General features: G+C 60.5%; 15 protein-coding genes. 6 read left to right on the forward strand and 9 right to left on the reverse strand.

Going from position 1 to position 14,916, the window contains the following annotated elements; genetic code table 11:
- Window positions 1-70: 70 nt before the first annotated feature.
- Entirely contained in the window at window positions 71-1,603 is a 1,533-nt protein-coding gene (locus N2601_RS19390; protein WP_260303304.1) for a YifB family Mg chelatase-like AAA ATPase, read from the forward strand.
- Window positions 1,604-1,673: 70 nt separating this feature from the next.
- On the opposite strand, the gene cysK is transcribed toward N2601_RS19390, so the two are convergent.
- Together cysK and N2601_RS19400 are read right to left on the reverse strand one after the other, a co-directional pair.
- Complete coding sequence (gene cysK / locus N2601_RS19395) at window positions 1,674-2,642, reverse strand: cysteine synthase A (RefSeq protein ID WP_104821759.1); 969 nt, start codon at window positions 2,640-2,642, stop codon at window positions 1,674-1,676.
- Between the two features lie 135 nt (window positions 2,643-2,777).
- The gene (locus N2601_RS19400) at window positions 2,778-3,395 is read right to left on the reverse strand and encodes a LysE family translocator (RefSeq protein WP_104824963.1); all 618 of its coding nucleotides are present in this window, start codon (window positions 3,393-3,395) and stop codon (window positions 2,778-2,780) included.
- A 128-nt stretch (window positions 3,396-3,523) separates the two neighbouring features.
- On the opposite strand from N2601_RS19400, the gene N2601_RS19405 reads away from it, so the two are divergent.
- Together N2601_RS19405 and N2601_RS19410 are read left to right on the forward strand one after the other, a co-directional pair.
- Window positions 3,524-4,081: a cysteine hydrolase family protein gene (locus N2601_RS19405; protein ID WP_104821760.1), complete on the forward strand. Its 558-nt coding sequence runs from the start codon at window positions 3,524-3,526 to the stop codon at window positions 4,079-4,081.
- A 20-nt stretch (window positions 4,082-4,101) separates the two neighbouring features.
- On the forward strand, window positions 4,102-4,734 hold the full coding sequence (locus N2601_RS19410; RefSeq protein WP_104821761.1) for a LysE family translocator: 633 nt from the start codon (window positions 4,102-4,104) through the stop codon (window positions 4,732-4,734).
- Here N2601_RS19410 and N2601_RS19415 read toward each other — a convergent pair whose 3' ends face one another.
- Both N2601_RS19415 and N2601_RS19420 read right to left on the reverse strand, forming a co-directional pair.
- Window positions 4,735-5,037, reverse strand: a complete 303-nt coding sequence (locus N2601_RS19415; protein ID WP_104821762.1) for an NIPSNAP family protein — start codon at window positions 5,035-5,037, stop codon at window positions 4,735-4,737.
- Window positions 5,034-5,948 (reverse strand): DMT family transporter, encoded by a 915-nt coding sequence (locus N2601_RS19420; protein WP_104821763.1) that lies wholly within the window; start codon window positions 5,946-5,948, stop codon window positions 5,034-5,036. Before N2601_RS19420 ends, N2601_RS19415 begins: the two co-directional genes overlap by 4 nt.
- Before the next feature lie 109 nt (window positions 5,949-6,057).
- Between N2601_RS19420 and N2601_RS19425 the strand changes: the two genes are divergently transcribed.
- Window positions 6,058-6,522 (forward strand): Lrp/AsnC family transcriptional regulator, encoded by a 465-nt coding sequence (locus N2601_RS19425; RefSeq protein WP_104821764.1) that lies wholly within the window; start codon window positions 6,058-6,060, stop codon window positions 6,520-6,522.
- Between the two features lie 10 nt (window positions 6,523-6,532).
- Here N2601_RS19425 and dut read toward each other — a convergent pair whose 3' ends face one another.
- Window positions 6,533-7,003 carry a dUTP diphosphatase gene (gene dut, locus N2601_RS19430; protein ID WP_104821765.1) on the reverse strand — a complete coding sequence of 157 codons (471 nt, stop codon included), beginning with the start codon at window positions 7,001-7,003 and terminating at the stop codon, window positions 6,533-6,535.
- 92 nt (window positions 7,004-7,095) lie between these two features.
- On the opposite strand from dut, the gene N2601_RS19435 reads away from it, so the two are divergent.
- Window positions 7,096-8,679 carry a peptide chain release factor 3 gene (locus tag N2601_RS19435; protein ID WP_104821766.1) on the forward strand — a complete coding sequence of 528 codons (1,584 nt, stop codon included), beginning with the start codon at window positions 7,096-7,098 and terminating at the stop codon, window positions 8,677-8,679.
- Between the two features lie 32 nt (window positions 8,680-8,711).
- On the opposite strand, the gene N2601_RS19440 is transcribed toward N2601_RS19435, so the two are convergent.
- Entirely contained in the window at window positions 8,712-11,189 is a 2,478-nt protein-coding gene (locus tag N2601_RS19440) for a hypothetical protein (RefSeq protein WP_260303305.1), read from the reverse strand.
- Window positions 11,190-11,541: 352 nt separating this feature from the next.
- Here N2601_RS19440 and tsaA point away from each other — a divergent pair, with 352 nt between their 5' ends.
- Window positions 11,542-12,066, forward strand: coding sequence for a tRNA (N6-threonylcarbamoyladenosine(37)-N6)-methyltransferase TrmO (tsaA, locus tag N2601_RS19445; RefSeq protein ID WP_104821768.1), 525 nt, complete (start codon window positions 11,542-11,544; stop codon window positions 12,064-12,066).
- 58 nt (window positions 12,067-12,124) lie between these two features.
- Here the strand turns inward: tsaA and N2601_RS19450 are convergent, their stop codons facing one another.
- From N2601_RS19450 to N2601_RS19460, 3 genes are all read right to left on the reverse strand, one after another.
- Window positions 12,125-12,334, reverse strand: a complete 210-nt coding sequence (locus tag N2601_RS19450; RefSeq protein ID WP_104821769.1) for a TOBE domain-containing protein — start codon at window positions 12,332-12,334, stop codon at window positions 12,125-12,127.
- A 63-nt stretch (window positions 12,335-12,397) separates the two neighbouring features.
- Window positions 12,398-13,912: a choline-sulfatase gene (gene betC / locus N2601_RS19455; protein WP_104821770.1), complete on the reverse strand. Its 1,515-nt coding sequence runs from the start codon at window positions 13,910-13,912 to the stop codon at window positions 12,398-12,400.
- Between the two features lie 20 nt (window positions 13,913-13,932).
- A complete protein-coding gene (locus tag N2601_RS19460) occupies window positions 13,933-14,880 on the reverse strand; it encodes a choline ABC transporter substrate-binding protein (protein WP_445944973.1) in 948 nt (315 codons plus the stop codon).
- Between the last annotated feature and the right edge of the window lie 36 nt (window positions 14,881-14,916).

The raw sequence follows: 14,916 nt of genomic DNA on the forward strand, positions 1-14,916 counted from the left end.
TCTGCCACTATGCAACCCATAGTCTGTTATGAAAAATTGATAACGGTAAACGAGTTAAAAGAGGGCGGGGATGGTAGCGCGCGTCAGCACGATTGCGTTTCAAGGCATTGAGGGCGTTCCTGTCGAAGTGCAGGTGATGATTTCCCCGGGCAAGGTGCTGATGCATATCGTCGGTCTGCCGGACAAGGCCGTGGCCGAAAGCCGCGAACGGGTGCAGGCAGCTCTTCATGCCTCTGGCCTGTCGCTGCCGCCGAAGAAGGTCACGGTCAATCTCGCACCCGCGGACCTGCCCAAGGAGGGCAGCCATTTCGATCTTCCGATCGCGCTTGGGCTGATGGCGGCGCTGGGCGCCATCCCGGCGGATGCGCTTGCGGCCTACACCGTCATCGGCGAGCTCAACCTCGATGGCACGATCGCGCCGGTCGCTGGCGCGCTGCCGGCCGCGATCGCCGCCAATGCCATCGGCAAGGGGCTGATATGCCCGTCCGAAAGCGGTCCTGAGGTCGCCTGGGCCGGCGCCGACATCGATATTCTCGCGCCGCGCAGCCTGATCGCGCTCGCCAATCATTTCCGCGGCACCCAGGTTCTGTCACGCCCCGAACCGGCGATCCGCGCCAATGCCGCCAACGTCCCCGATCTCGCCGATATCAAGGGCCAGGAAAGCGCCAAGCGGGCGCTGGAAGTGGCGGCGGCCGGGGGACATAATCTGCTTTTCGTCGGCCCGCCCGGCTCCGGCAAGTCGATGCTGGCCTCGCGCCTGCCATCCATTCTGCCGCCATTGTCGACGGCGGAGCTGCTGGAAGTGTCGATGATCCATTCCGTTGCCGGTCAGCTTTCGGGCGGAAAGCTCTCCGACCGCCGGCCCTATCGCACGCCGCATCACTCCGCCACCATGGCGGCGCTGGTCGGCGGCGGCTTGCGTGCCCGCCCGGGCGAGGTCTCGCTTGCCCATCACGGCGTCCTTTTTCTCGATGAATTGCCCGAGTTTTCGCCGCAGGCGCTGGACGCGCTGCGCCAGCCGCTGGAATCGGGCGAATGCGTCATCGCCAGGGCCAATCATCGCGTTTCCTATCCGGCGAGCATTCAATTGGTTGCAGCGATGAATCCCTGCCGTTGCGGCATGGCCGGCGAGCCGGGTCACACCTGCGCCCGCGGCCCGCGCTGCGTCGCGGATTATCAGGGCCGGATTTCCGGACCGCTGTTGGACCGCATCGATATCCGCCTCGACGTGCCCGCCGTCTCTGCGGCCGATCTCATCCGCCCGACGACGGCCGAAAAGAGCGCCGATGTCGCGCTTCGTGTCGCCCGTGCCCGCGAGCGGCAGCGCGAACGCTTCGAGGCTGCCGGGATGAAGGGAATTTCCACCAATGCCCGCTGCTCGACATCGATGATCGAAACGATCGCCGAGCCGGACGCCGCCGGCCTGCAATTGCTGCGCGACGCGGCCGAGAAGATGAAGTTTTCCGCCCGCGGCTATCATCGCGTACTGAAAGTGGCCCGCACGCTCGCCGATCTCGACGACAAGCAAACCGTCGGGCGCATCCACCTCGCAGAAGCCATTTCCTACCGCATTGCCGGCGAACGGCTGACCGCTGCGGCGTAAGCGCAAACGGCTGAAATGACAAAGGGCACCGCAGCGCCCTTTGAATCCCTGACGATCGAAGCTGACCGTGTCAGCCGCCCAGCCCTTCGAACAGCGCCGTCGAGAGATAGCGCTCGGCGAAGGAGGGGATGATGATGACGATATTCTTGCCTTCGTTTTCGGGACGCTGGCCGATCTTAATTGCAGCCGCCAGGGCCGCACCGGAGGAGATGCCGACTGGCACGCCTTCGAGCTTGGCGATGTGGCGTGCATGCTGGAAAGCTTCGTCATTGGTGACGGTGACGACTTCGTCATAGATATGCGTATCGAGAATCTTCGGGGCGAAGCCGGCGCCGATGCCCTGGATCTTGTGGGGACCCGGATTGCCGCCGGAGAGGATAGGCGAGTCAGCCGGCTCGACGGCGATGACCTTGATATTCGAATTGCGGGCTTTCAACACCTGGCCGACGCCGGTGATCGTGCCACCGGTACCGATGCCGGACACGAGGATATCGACTTGGCCGTCCGTATCGTTCCAGATTTCCTCTGCTGTCGTCTTGCGGTGGATTTCCGGGTTGGCCGGGTTTTCGAACTGCTGCGGGATGATCGCGTCGGGCAGCGTCGATGCCAGTTCCTCGGCCTTGGCGATCGCGCCCTTCATGCCCTTCGGACCCTCGGTCAGCACCAGCTCGGCACCGAGCAGCAGCAGCATCTTGCGGCGCTCGATCGACATCGTCTCCGGCATGGTGAGGATCAGCCGGTAGCCCTTAGCGGCGGCGGCGAAAGCGAGTGCTATGCCTGTATTGCCGGAGGTCGGCTCGATCAGCACGCTTTTGCCGGGGGTGATCTTGCCCTGTGCTTCAAGGCTCTCGATCATGGCAACGCCGATACGGTCCTTGACGGAAGCGATCGGGTTGAAGAACTCGAGCTTCGCCAGCAAATTGGCCTTGACGCCCTTCTCCTTGGCCAGCTTGTCGAGACGCACGATCGGCGTGTCACCGATGGTGTCGGTGATCGAGGCATAGACGCGGCCGCGGCCTGGTTTGCGGGTGTCGGACATGGGTAGCTCTCCCTCCATTGGAATTGTACAGGCACAATAGGATTAAACGTCGGCGGAAACCAGTCTGGGATCACTCTGCCGATCCTCTACCGTGGGAAAAGAATCTCCCGCGTCGTTGTGCCGAGAAAGGTTTTTTCAGGCCGCGCGGGCAGCGATGAAGGCAGCCGTGCCGGCGAGAATGCTGGCGGCGACCCGGTTCAAAATCTGCAGCGCTTTTGGCCTCTTAAGGAAGGTGCGGGCCCGGGAAGCGAGCAGCATATAGGGGATCAGCACCACCAACAGCACGATGAAGGTCGCCGCAAGCAGCGTGGCATATTCGCGAAGCCCGATGCTGCCGATGTCGATCAGGGTTGGCACGAGCGCCACGTAAAATAACATGACCTTCGGGTTGCCAAGGGTCACCAGAAGACCGGAGAGGAAGGACATGCCGGCGCTCATCGATTTTTTCGCTGCGACATCGGTGGAGAGCAGCCCAGCGGTCCAGAGCTTCCAGGCGATATAGCCGAGATAAAGCGCACCGGCAATCTTGATGACGATGAAGATCTCCGTAAAGGTCTGCGCCACGAAGGCTAGGCCGAGAATGACCGCTGTCAGGTAGATCATATCGCCGAGCACGAGCCCGAGACCCATGAAAAAGGTCTCCCGGAAGCCGGAGCCGAGAGCGCGGGCAACAATCGCGGTGATGCCCGGCCCGGGAATCGCGGCGGCGATGAAAAGCGCGCCGCTATAGGCGAGCAGGGCTGCAAGCGTCATGGTGCGATCCTCCAGGAATAGGCAATTGCTGTATCGCAGCACTCTTGCGTTTTCAAGCGATTGCGCAAACGGCGCGAACATACTACCAAGGGTAACGGCCCGTCGAAACCGTGTTGCATAAGGCTCCCATGTCGTCCGCATTGCTCCTGATCGACCTTCAGAATGCCATTTTGAGCGGCCTCGGCTCGCCAGAGCGCCAACCAGCGATCGACGCCGCTCTGGAGGCGGTCGTAGCCAGGCTTGCGGAATTGAAGCGAAAGGCCCGCGCCGCCGGAATTCCTTCCTTCATCGTCCAGCATGATGGCCAGGGAACGCATCGCCTGGCAAAGCGCGGCGAAGGCTGGCAGTTGCGCCGCGAAATCGCACCGGAAGCCGGCGATGTGGTCGTGCATAAAACGAGCTGCGATTCCTTCTTCGAGACCGATCTCGAGGCGCGCTTGCGCGCAAAGAGGATCACCCATCTCGTCATCGGCGGCTGCATGACGCAATTCTGCGTCGACACGACTGCACGACGCGCGGTTTCGCTCGGCTTCGATGTGACGCTGCTCTCGGACGGTCATACCACCGCCGATATGGGCAAGCTGACATTCGAGGCGATCATCGCTCATCATAATATGCTGCTGGACGGCTTCGATGCCGGCCCGCATGAGATCAAGCTTATCCCGACCGCCCAAATCGCCTTCTGAATTCCCCCCCGGAGACCTCCATGCCGCATCTCGCCAGTATCATCACCTTTGCCCTGATCGCTGCCGGAATGGTGCTGACGCCCGGGCCGAACATGATTTATCTGGTGTCGCGATCGATCTCGCAGGGGCCGGGGGCCGGGCTGATCTCGCTCGGCGGTGTGGCGCTCGGTTTCGTCTTCTACATGCTTTCGGCCGCGCTCGGCATCACGGCCTTCTTGTTCGCCGTGCCCTTTGCCTATGACGCGCTGCGTCTTGCCGGTGCCGCCTATCTCGCTTGGCTTGCTTGGAATGCGCTGAGGCCGGGCGGCCGTTCGGCCTTCCAGGTCCGCGATCTCCCGAAGGATGGACCGCGCAAACTCTTCGGCATGGGCCTGGTGACCAGCCTGCTGAACCCGAAGGTCGCGGTCCTTTATCTCTCGCTGTTGCCGCAGTTTATCGATCCCACGATCGGCAGCGTCTTCAACCAATCCGTCATTTTCGGCTTTACCCACATTGCCGTCAGCGTGACGCTCAACTCCATCATCGCGCTGACGGCCGGCTCCGTCGCGCTGTTCTTCTCAAGCCGTCCGTCCTTCATGCTGGTGCAGCGCTGGCTGATGGGCACGGTCTTGGCCGGGCTCGCCATGCGCATGGCCTTCGAGGCGCAGCGCTGATCAGAACACGGGCCGCATGAAGCTGCGTTCATAGCTGACAATGCAACGCGTCTCCTCCGCATAGGCAAAGGCGGCGCGGCATTCGGCATCCTCGGCCATCGCCTGCCGGTAGCCCTCGTAGGCAGCAAGGCTCGGGAAGCTGAAGAGCGCCAGTGCGATATTGTTGGCGCCCTCGTGCGGCAGGAAATAGCCGTGATGCGTGCCACCGAGCCGGTTGACCAGCGGGATCCAGAGTTTCGCGTAATGTTCGAATTCCGCAAGCTTGTAAGGATCGATCGTATAGCGAAGATAGCAGGTGATCATTCGGCGGCTTCCTTTGAAAGATCATCGCTTTTAGGACGCGGCAAGGTAATCGTCCAGCCGAGGTTCATGCCGGCCGCCGCGGCCAAAATGATCACAGCGCCGATGATCTGCGCCATGCCGAGCACATGCCCGAAGGCGAAGCGATCGACCACGATGGCGGCGATCGGATAAATGAAGGACAGCGCGCCGGTCAGATGCGTCGGCAGCTTCTGGATCGCGCCGTAGAGCAGCACATACATCAAGCCGGTGTGGACGATGCCCATCGTCATCAGAATGGACCATCCGCCTGCGTCCCGCGGCAGAGCCGAGAAATCGGCGAAGGGCGCAAGCATCAGAATGCCGGTCGAAACCTGGATCAGGGCGATCAAATGCGGCGGCGTGCCCTTCAGCCATTTGGCGGCCAGAGCGGCCAACGCATAGAAGAAAGCGGCGCCGAGCGAAAGCAGGATGCCGATGGCATAGCTGCCGATGCCCGCCGTCTCCGCGGGTTTGCCTTCGACGATGACAGCCATGCCGGCAAAGGCGAGACCCAGCCAGAAAAGCTTGGTGAGCGTGATCTTTTCGCCGAGAAACAGCGCGCCGAGGCCGAGCAGCATGAATGGTTGCGTATTGTAGACCGTTGTCGCGATCGAGATGGAGGCATGCGAATAGGCAGCGAAAAGCAGCAGCCAATTGAGGACGATAGCGATACCGCCGGCAACGGCGATCGCAAAGGTCCTGAGGCTGAGAATGCCGGGGCGCAACAGACCCATGGCTCCGCAGACAACAAGAAGCGTGAGTGCACCAAACAGGCAGCGCCAGAAGACGACGCCAGTAACAGGCTGCCCCGACATCAGCACGAACCAGCCGATCGTCCCTGAAATCAGCATTGCTGCTGTCATTTCCGCTGTTCCGCGTCTTATCTCGTTCATTGTCGGGCTTCCCGTTTTCCGGAGCCTGATAATATTGCGGGAAGGAAGCGGATGATATAATCTGAATAAACAGTAGTGGATAGAGCGCCTAATTATATGAGGTGGAAATATGGGTGCGCCTAATGCTGCCATAGAGCTCGACGCGATCGACCAGCGTATGCTGGAGGCCCTGGCCCGCAATGCCCGGATTTCGTTGAAGGAGCTGGCTGAAGTCGCTGGATTATCCTCGCCAAGCGCTGCCGAGCGGCTGCGCCGGCTGGAGGAGCGCGGTGTCATCGCGGCCTTCACCGTGGATATCGCGCCGGAGGTGATCGGCTATCCCCTGCAGGCGATCGTGCGCATCCGGCCGCTGCCCGGTCAATTGCATGTGGTCGAGCGTATCATCCAGGAGACACCGGAATTCATCGAATGCGACAAGGTCACCGGCGACGACTGCTTCATCGGCCGCCTTGTGGTGCGCTCGATGGGCGAACTGGACGGCATCCTGGACAAGATCGCCGAGCGCGCCGAGACGAACACGTCGATGATCAAGGCGACCCCGGTCAAACGGCGCCTGCCGCCGCTCTCCCGCTAAAATTCCGCCGTCACACGCCGGTAGAGCCGAAGCCGCCGGCGCCGCGCGTCGTTTCGCTGACGTGGGCGATTTCCGCGACACGCGCCTGCGTTACCGGCGCGATCACCATCTGCGCGATGCGCATGCCGCGGGTGATGTCGAACGGCTCGTCGCCAAGATTGATCAGCAGCACCTTCACTTCGCCGCGGTAGTCGCTGTCGATCGTGCCAGGCGTGTTGAGGCAGGTTATGCCGTGCTTGAAGGCGAGGCCGGAGCGGGGGCGGATCTGGGCTTCGAAACCATCGGGAATCTCGAAGATGAAACCGGTCGGCACCAGCGCCCGTTTGCCGGGCGCGAGCGTCAGCGTCGCGCCTTCCTCGACGGCCGCGCGCAGGTCCATGCCGGCCGCGCCTTTGGTCTCATAGGCGGGCAAATCGAGGCCTTGGCCATGGGCCAAGCGGATGAGGTTCAGCGTCGGGCGCGTATCGGTGTGAATGGTCATGCGGCATTAGTTTGTGCTGGAATCGCTGAGGTCAATTGCAATCCCGTCTTTGAATCGCTAGATACAGCCGCAATTCACAGGATTTCACAAGCATGGCCGAAAGTCTCGCCGAGGCGGTCTCCCGCCGCCGCACATTCGCTATTATCGCCCACCCGGACGCGGGCAAGACGACGCTCACCGAAAAGCTGCTGCTGTTCGGCGGCGCCATTCAGCTTGCCGGTGAGGTCAAGGCAAAGAAGGATCGCATGCAGACGCGGTCCGACTGGATGAAGATCGAGCGCGAGCGCGGCATCTCGGTCGTGACCTCGGTCATGACCTTCGAGTATGACGGCAACGTCTTCAACATTCTCGATACGCCCGGTCACGAAGACTTCGCCGACGACACCTATCGCACGCTGACCGCGGTCGACGCCGCCGTCATGGTCATCGATGCTGCCAAGGGCATCGAGCCGCGGACGCTGAAGCTGTTCGAAGTCTGCCGCATGCGCGATATCCCGATCATTACCTTCATCAACAAGATGGACCGCGAAAGCCGCGACCCCTTCGAAATTCTCGATGAAGTGGAAGAGAAGCTGGCGCTGGACACCGCCCCGGTCACCTGGCCAATCGGCCGGTCGAAGACCTTCTGCGGCTCCTATCATCTGGCTGATAATACCGTCCGCGGCTCCGACACAGAAGTAGAGGCTGCCCGGGTCAATGGCCCGCAGGCCGTCGCCGACCGTCTACCGGAAAATGAACGGCAAGCCTTCATCGACGAGACCGAGCTTGCTATCGAAGCCTGCCGTCCCTTCGACCGGGAATCCTTCCTGGAAGGTCACATGACGCCGGTGTTCTTCGGCTCGGCTCTTCGCAATTTCGGTGTGCGCGATCTCATCAACGCGCTCGGCGCTTTCGCGCCGCCGCCGCGCGATCAGGTCGCCGATATCAGGACCGTGCAGGCGACTGACGACAAGATGACGGCCTTTGTCTTCAAGATCCAGGCGAACATGGACCCGAACCATCGCGACCGTATCGCGTTTGCGCGCATCTGCTCCGGCAAGCTGGAGCGTGGCATGAAGGCCCGGCTGTCGCGCACCGGCAAGCAGCTTGGTTTGACCGCACCGCAATTCTTCTTCGCCTCGCAGCGTCAGCTCGCCGATACCGCCTATGCCGGCGACGTCGTCGGCATTCCCAATCATGGTACGCTGCGCATTGGCGATACGCTGACGGAAGGCGAATCCCTCGTCTTCCAAGGCGTACCGAATTTCTCGCCGGAAATCTTGCGCCGCGTTCGTCTTGAAGACGCGATGAAGGCAAAGAAGCTGAAAGAAGCGCTGCAGCAGATGGCCGAAGAGGGCGTCGTGCAGCTCTTCTCGCCGGAAGATGGCTCGCCCGCTATCGTCGGCGTCGTCGGCGCACTGCAGCTCGACGTCTTGAAAGAGCGGCTGATGGCCGAATACGGCCTGCCGGTCTCCTTCGAAATGTCGCGCTTCTCCGTCTGCCGCTGGATTTCCGCCGATCAGACCGGCGATCTCGACAAGTTTGTCACCGCCCGCCGCGGCGATATCGCCCGCGACCTCGACGGCGATCCGGTCTTCCTCGCCCAGGACGGCTTTTCGCTGCGCTACGAATCTGAACGTTATCCGGCTATCAAGATGGTCGCCATCAAGGAATATCACGCCGTCAAGGCGGCGTGATATCGGTTCTTTGCCAACACGACGGCAGTGCTCTATGCCTGCACTTTCCGTGTTATCTTTGACCAATCGGAATTCCGATCGTCCGGATATCGGTCGAGCGCTACCGATGGCATCTTATCTGGATCGTTGTAGAGTGCCATGATGGCCGCCTCGGTGATGGCGGCGGCTGCCTGGATATTGGCGTCGCCATTGCCTTGCTCCCAGGCGGCCTGCCAGATCTTCGCCAGATAGCGGGTGCCGCGCGCCATGCAGGTGATGGTGCGGTCACCGAAGTCATCCCACATCGCCGCCGCCTTCTCCTTGGCTGGTTTGCCTATGAGCTCAACCCATTTGTCGACGATATCCCGCGGCGCTATATCTCTTTGCGTCGCGCTGATGAGAGCTATGACCGCCTTGCTGGCCTCATAGCCATCGGTGATGGGCGGCATCGGCTCGGCGGCAAGATCCGTAATGCGCTGTGCGAGTTCCGCGCCGAGATTCTTCTGCTGATAACCATAGGCGATCATGTCGTCTTCGTAGCCCACATGCACGCCATCGGCTTCCAGTTTCATTTTGCTGGATCGCGGGCGCGGGACAACCTTGGCCGGATCGCCCTGCGAGAGATAGGAAGTGTGCAGCGGCTGGCAGGCATCGCCCATATAGTGGATGAGGACGCCGCCGGCACAAAGAAACATCGCCGCATCGCCATCCCTGGCCGCCTTCACCATGATGTCGAATAGCTGGTGAACTCTGAAGGGCAAAGCTCCCCAATGTTTGTTGCGCAGGTCGGCATTGGGATCGAGCAATTGCGCCCAGGCGTCATATTGGGGCTCTATCTCGGCAAAATAGTCGATCCAGGCTTTAGGATTGAGGTAGGTGTCCGGCGCGGATTGATTGAGAGCGAGAAACGTCTCGCCATTCTCATAGGGGAGATCCAGATCGGCAAAATGGTTCGGATTGTCGTTCTGTCCGCGACTGCCGGGTCCAACCTTGCGCTGCTTCTTGCCGTCGGGCCCTTCCACCATGATGAAATTGACATTGCTTTTCCAGACATTGTCGGGAACGTCGGCCAGCGGCACGAAATGAACCTCGTCATCGTCCTTTTCGAGAACGCGCGGATCGTTGCCGAGCGCAGCGTCCGGCGTGAGCGCCAAGAGATCGAGATTATTGTCGAGGAACCCTTGCAGCTTCTGTGATGTCACGAGATCTGCGGACAAGGGCAGGGAGCGGCCGATAATATAGTGTCCAACCCATCCCCAGATGAAATCTTGATCCAGATTGATGTCGCGTACGAAATCAAGATCCAGGTGATCGAGCGCCGTGCTGAGGGATGTGGCGAGCGCATAGGGCTGGGACAGGCTTTCACCGTCTTCGAAGAACTCTTCTTTCCCCCACAACAGCGCGAACGGATAATAGCTGATCTTTTTAACGGCCTTTGTATCCTCGCTGTCGGTCTTTTCAACATGCTCGATGAAGAGAGCTGTGCCGGAATCGCCATGATGAACGCCGAGACTGATATTCTCCGCCGGATTGCGCGCTTCCGCATCCTCCTCAGTCTTCAGGCGTTCCTTGTCGATGCCATAGGTCTCCGGGCCGATCAGGAAATCGCTGATATATTCCGATCCGCCCATCGCCTTGTAACGATAGAACAGGCCGTGGATTTCGCCTCTGATGGTGCCGGTGACCGCGGACTGGCCAATCACTTTCATGGTGATCAGCTTGAGGCTGAAGCTGTTGTCGTAAAGGTCCAGCACCGGGCCGATGGGCGCGATGCCCGGAAACTCGGTTTTCCATTGCAGGATGTTATCAAGTTCCACCAATCCCACGTCCATCAGCAGGCGCTGGTTCGTCGAGGCGAAATTCGGATAGATCGTTCGAAAGTCCTGCCGGCCCAGGCCCTTTTTCGCGCTGACACCGATCTTGGGGCGGCGATGGGTCTGCAAGGCGCTGATCTCGGTGCCCGGTTCGCCGACGACATGCCGATTGGTCATCACGAAATAGCGTTCGCTATCGCGCACGACGCAGCCCGCGGTCGCCAGACGGGTCATGCCCTGACCATCCTCGTTGATGATGGCCGAGCCTGGCGCGAGCAGATTGCGCGGCGTCCGGCCGTCGAGCTTGATCTTCAGGTCCTTGGATAGCTGCTGTTTGCGCGCTTCGATGACACAGACCGGCACGGTTCGCCCGTCCGGCAGATAGAGCGTCTTGGGGACGACATCGGAAGGATTCGTCTTCGCCAGGTCCTTCTCATATTCCCAATTGGACACGAAGACATAGATGCAAGGCCAGGAATAGGGGCGTACTTCCGAGTTGAAAAGCGTTCGTCGCTCGCTCTCCGGAGAACGCTTGCGCGTCGCGTCCTCATGCTTGGAGGGCCAGGGATCGCTCTTGCGAATTCTATAAAGACCCAGCGCGGTCGCCACCACGTTCTTCTTGTTCATCAAATGGTAGTGGAAGAGATCGCGCGCCTCCACCAGGTCCTTAAGGGAAAGAGAGGCGAAGTTGCTGCTGCTTTTGAAGAGGATATCCATGGGTCCGCCCACCAGGTTTCAGAGTTGTTTGGATGTGGCTTTCGAAAAGCATGCGCCGCGAGCGAAATGATTGCATCAGACGGCATTTCATCACGATTGGTGTGATGGCATTCTGCATTAGAGACACATGATCCTACAATTTTTGTGACAGTTTATCCATCGGCAATACAACTGCCGTAGAGGCCAAAAAGCCGGCTAATATTGCCGATTACAGGACGCGGCGCAGCGATCAGGGAAATTGCACTTTCGCGATATTCTATCGAATATAACGCCATGCCGTGCTACGGCTTTACGAGCTATTCTATCAGGTGGATTTAGCGGATGATCGCGCCGCAACGCTTCGGAGGGAAATATGGTCCGCGAAAACGAAATTCGGGAAAACGAAGTGGCGATTGAGCCGCCGGCAGCGACAGATGCCGGTCTTGTCTTCATCGGCCGCATTTCGACACCGTGGACCTCTCGGATGGAGACGCCGCGTCAGGGGCGGCATGACGGGCCGCTCTGCCGCATCGAGATTTTCGAGCCCTGGGTGCCGGCGCTGAAGGGGGTGGAGACTTTCGAGCGGCTGGAAATCCTCTATTGGCTGGACCGCTCGCGGCGCGATCTCGTGCTGCAGAGTCCGGCCAGCAACGGCAAGGTGCACGGTACTTTCTCGCTGCGCTCGCCGGTGCGGCCAAATCCGATCGGCACCTCCATTGTCAAGCTGGAGGCGGTCGAAGGTGGCATCCTGCTTGTGCGCGGTCTCGATTGCCTGGATGGGACGCCGCTGCTCGACTTGAAGCCGGATCGGAGCTTGTTCAAACCCATCGCGCCGCCGCAATCTGGCGATTTCCAGACCGGCGACGGCGAGACAGCGCATCATTGTCAGAAGGCGTGAAGCATGATCCCGAAAAGTGTGAAGCGGTTTTCGGACAAGATCATACTCACTTTGGATGTCAGTCGACAGCCACCATGACATCCGAAGCCTTGATGACCGCATAGGCATCGGCGCCGACCGTCAGTCCCAATTCGTCGACTGCCTCATTGGTGATCGACGAGGTGACGATCGAGCCGTTGCCGATATCGATGCGGATATGGGCCGTCGTGGCACCCTTGATGATGTCGACGATCTTGCCTTTGAGTCGGTTACGTGCGCTGATTTTCATGGATACCTCTCCGATATGTCGGCGCGACCATATCGCCTCCCGAAAATCACGGCCACAAAAACCTTACTCGCCCCGTGGAAAACGCTGGTTCTCCTCCAAGACGTTCAGATCCATATGGTTGCGCATATAGCGCTCGGATGCCTTCTGCAGCGGCTGGTAGTCCCAGGGATAATAGGCACCGTTGCGCAGGGCCGCATAGACCACCCATCGCCGCGCCTGGCTTTCGCGCACGGCGGCGTCGAAGGTGGAAAGATTCCAGCGCTGTTTCGCTTGCGCCGTCAGCCGCGCCAGGATTTCGGCGCGCGCCGGATCGTCGGCAAGATTGATCAGTTCTTTGGGATCGGCGTCGAGATCGAAAAGCAGGGGCGGGTCCTTGTCGCAGAGCGCCAACTTGTAGCGGCCGTCGCGCAAGCAGACGAGCGGCGCTTCCGATCCTTCCGCCGCATATTCCATTGGCACCGGGCCACGGCTTCCGGTGCCATGAACGAGGGGAGCAAGGTCTTCCCCATCCGTCCATTGCTTCAGCGAGGCGATATCGAGCCCGGCAAGGCCGGCAAGCGTCGGTGTCACGTCGAGCGTCGACACCGGCTGGTCGATGCGCCGGGCATTCCAGCCGGGCGCCGCGATCATCAGCGGCACACGCGCCGAGCCTTCGAAGAAGTTCATCTTGAACCACAGCCCGCGTTCGCCGAGCATATCACCATGGTCGGAAACGAAGAGCACGATGGTGTTGTCGGCCATGCGGCCGCGCTCCAGCGCGTCGAGGATTTCGCCGATCTTCTCATCGACATAGGAAATATTGGCAAAATAGCCGCGGCGCGCCCGGCGAATCTGTTCGGGTGTGATGTCGAAGGCGGTATGATCGCTCGCCTTCATCAGCCGTTGCGAATGCGGGTCCTGCCTGTCGAAGGGAATTTCCGCAACGTCCGGGTCAAGTGCCAGGCAGTCTTCATAAAGATCCCAGAAGCGGCAGCGGGCGACGTAGGGGTCATGCGGATGGGTGAAGCTGACGGTCAGGCACCACGGCCTTTCATCATGGCCGCGCGACAGGTCGAGCAGTTTGCGCGTCGCGTGATAGGCGACCTCGTCGTCATATTCCATCTGGTTGGTAATCTCGGCGACGCCGGCCCCGGTCACCGAACCGAGATTGTGATACCACCAGTCGATGCGCTCGCCCGGTTTCGTATAGTCGGGCGTCCAGCCGAAATCGGCGGGATAGATATCGGTCGTGAGCCGCTCCTCGAAGCCGTGCATCTGGTCCGGCCCGACGAAGTGCATCTTGCCGGAGAGCGCCGTCTGGTAGCCCGCTGCCCGCAGATGGTGTGCGAAGGTCGGGATATCGGAGGCAAACTCGGCGGCATTGTCATAGACGCGGGTGCGGCTCGGCAATTGCCCCGACATGAAGGACGCCCGCGCCGGCGCGCAGAGCGGGCTTGCCGTATAGCTGTTGGCGAAGCGCACGGAGCGTTTCGCCAGTGCCTTCAGCACGGGTGCATGGAGAAAATCGGCGGGGCCATCGGGAAACAATGTTCCGTTCAACTGATCGACCATGAGGATAAGGATGTTCGGGCGCGCCATGTTGGATGTCCTTTACTGGATCAGAGGCCGACTGCGGCCTTGACTGCATCGAGACCGGGCTTGCCGTCGATCGTCGTCACGCCGGCAAGCCAGGGTGTCATAGCCTCCGGATGCGCCTTCAGCCAAGCGGTTGCCGCCGTCTTCGCATCCTCGCCGCCGAGGATCGAACCCATCAGCGAATTTTCCATGCCGATGTCGAAGGTCAGATTGTGGAACAATTTCGCCGCGTTCGGGCAGGCGGCCGCCCAGCCCGTGCGTGCCAGCGTGTAGACCTGTGCGCCGCCGTAGTCCGGACCGAAATAGGCGTCGCCGCCTGCGAGATAGGCAATCTGGAAACGCTCATTCATCGGATGCGGCGCCCAGGCGAGGAAAACGATCGCCTGCTTGTCCTTCCCGGCGCGCTCGACCTGCGACAGCATCGCCTGCTCGCTCGATTCCACCAATTCCCAGCCCTTCAGGCCAAAATCGTTGGCATCAATCATCTTCTGGATATTGGCATTGGCCGGCGCGCCGGGTTCGATGCCGTAGATCTTATGGTCGAATTCGTCGGCATGCTTCTGCAGGTCGGCGAAGTTCTTGACGCCCTTGTCCGCGACATAGGTCGGAACGGCGAGGGTGAATTTCGCGCCCTGAAGATTGCGGTTCAGCACTTCGATGGCTTTGGCTTTGTTGAGGTCGTCGACGAAGGCCTTCTGCGCCGGCATCCAATTGCCGAGGAAGACGTCGGTTTCGCCGGTCTTCATCGATTGATAGCCGATCGGCACGGAAAGCGTCTTGATGTCCGGCTCATAGCCGAGCGCGCCGAGCAGCACGCCCGTGACGCCGTTGGTCGAGGTGATGTCGGTCCAGCCCGGATCGGACAGATGGATAGTGCGGCAGGAATCGACATCGGCCCTGGCGATGCCGGCGAAGGACAATGCAGAAAGGAGCGCGCCGACAGCAAGCCGGCCGATAGTAGAAATTCGCATGATGACAGTTCCCTTTATATTTGCTCATTTTATTGA

Source organism: Rhizobium sp. CB3060 (assembly GCF_025200735.1).
GTDB lineage: Bacteria > Pseudomonadota > Alphaproteobacteria > Rhizobiales > Rhizobiaceae > Rhizobium.

Bases quoted from the DNA above. Each gene is read 5' to 3' on its own strand.
- N2601_RS19425 (WP_104821764.1), top strand. From the start codon at position 6,058: ATGGGTGCGCCTAATGCTGCCATAGAGCTCGACGCGATCGACCAGCGT.
- N2601_RS19450 (WP_104821769.1), bottom strand. From the start codon at position 12,334: ATGAAAATCAGCGCACGTAACCGACTCAAAGGCAAGATCGTCGACATC.
- N2601_RS19390 (WP_260303304.1), top strand. From the start codon at position 71: ATGGTAGCGCGCGTCAGCACGATTGCGTTTCAAGGCATTGAGGGCGTT.
- N2601_RS19410 (WP_104821761.1), top strand. From the start codon at position 4,102: ATGCCGCATCTCGCCAGTATCATCACCTTTGCCCTGATCGCTGCCGGA.
- cysK (WP_104821759.1), bottom strand. From the start codon at position 2,642: ATGTCCGACACCCGCAAACCAGGCCGCGGCCGCGTCTATGCCTCGATC.
- N2601_RS19460 (WP_445944973.1), bottom strand. From the start codon at position 14,880: ATGCGAATTTCTACTATCGGCCGGCTTGCTGTCGGCGCGCTCCTTTCT.
- N2601_RS19405 (WP_104821760.1), top strand. From the start codon at position 3,524: ATGTCGTCCGCATTGCTCCTGATCGACCTTCAGAATGCCATTTTGAGC.
- N2601_RS19400 (WP_104824963.1), bottom strand. From the start codon at position 3,395: ATGACGCTTGCAGCCCTGCTCGCCTATAGCGGCGCGCTTTTCATCGCC.
- tsaA (WP_104821768.1), top strand. From the start codon at position 11,542: ATGGTCCGCGAAAACGAAATTCGGGAAAACGAAGTGGCGATTGAGCCG.
- betC (WP_104821770.1), bottom strand. From the start codon at position 13,912: ATGGCGCGCCCGAACATCCTTATCCTCATGGTCGATCAGTTGAACGGA.
- N2601_RS19415 (WP_104821762.1), bottom strand. From the start codon at position 5,037: ATGATCACCTGCTATCTTCGCTATACGATCGATCCTTACAAGCTTGCG.
- dut (WP_104821765.1), bottom strand. From the start codon at position 7,003: ATGACCATTCACACCGATACGCGCCCGACGCTGAACCTCATCCGCTTG.
- N2601_RS19440 (WP_260303305.1), bottom strand. From the start codon at position 11,189: ATGGATATCCTCTTCAAAAGCAGCAGCAACTTCGCCTCTCTTTCCCTT.
- N2601_RS19420 (WP_104821763.1), bottom strand. From the start codon at position 5,948: ATGAACGAGATAAGACGCGGAACAGCGGAAATGACAGCAGCAATGCTG.
- N2601_RS19435 (WP_104821766.1), top strand. From the start codon at position 7,096: ATGGCCGAAAGTCTCGCCGAGGCGGTCTCCCGCCGCCGCACATTCGCT.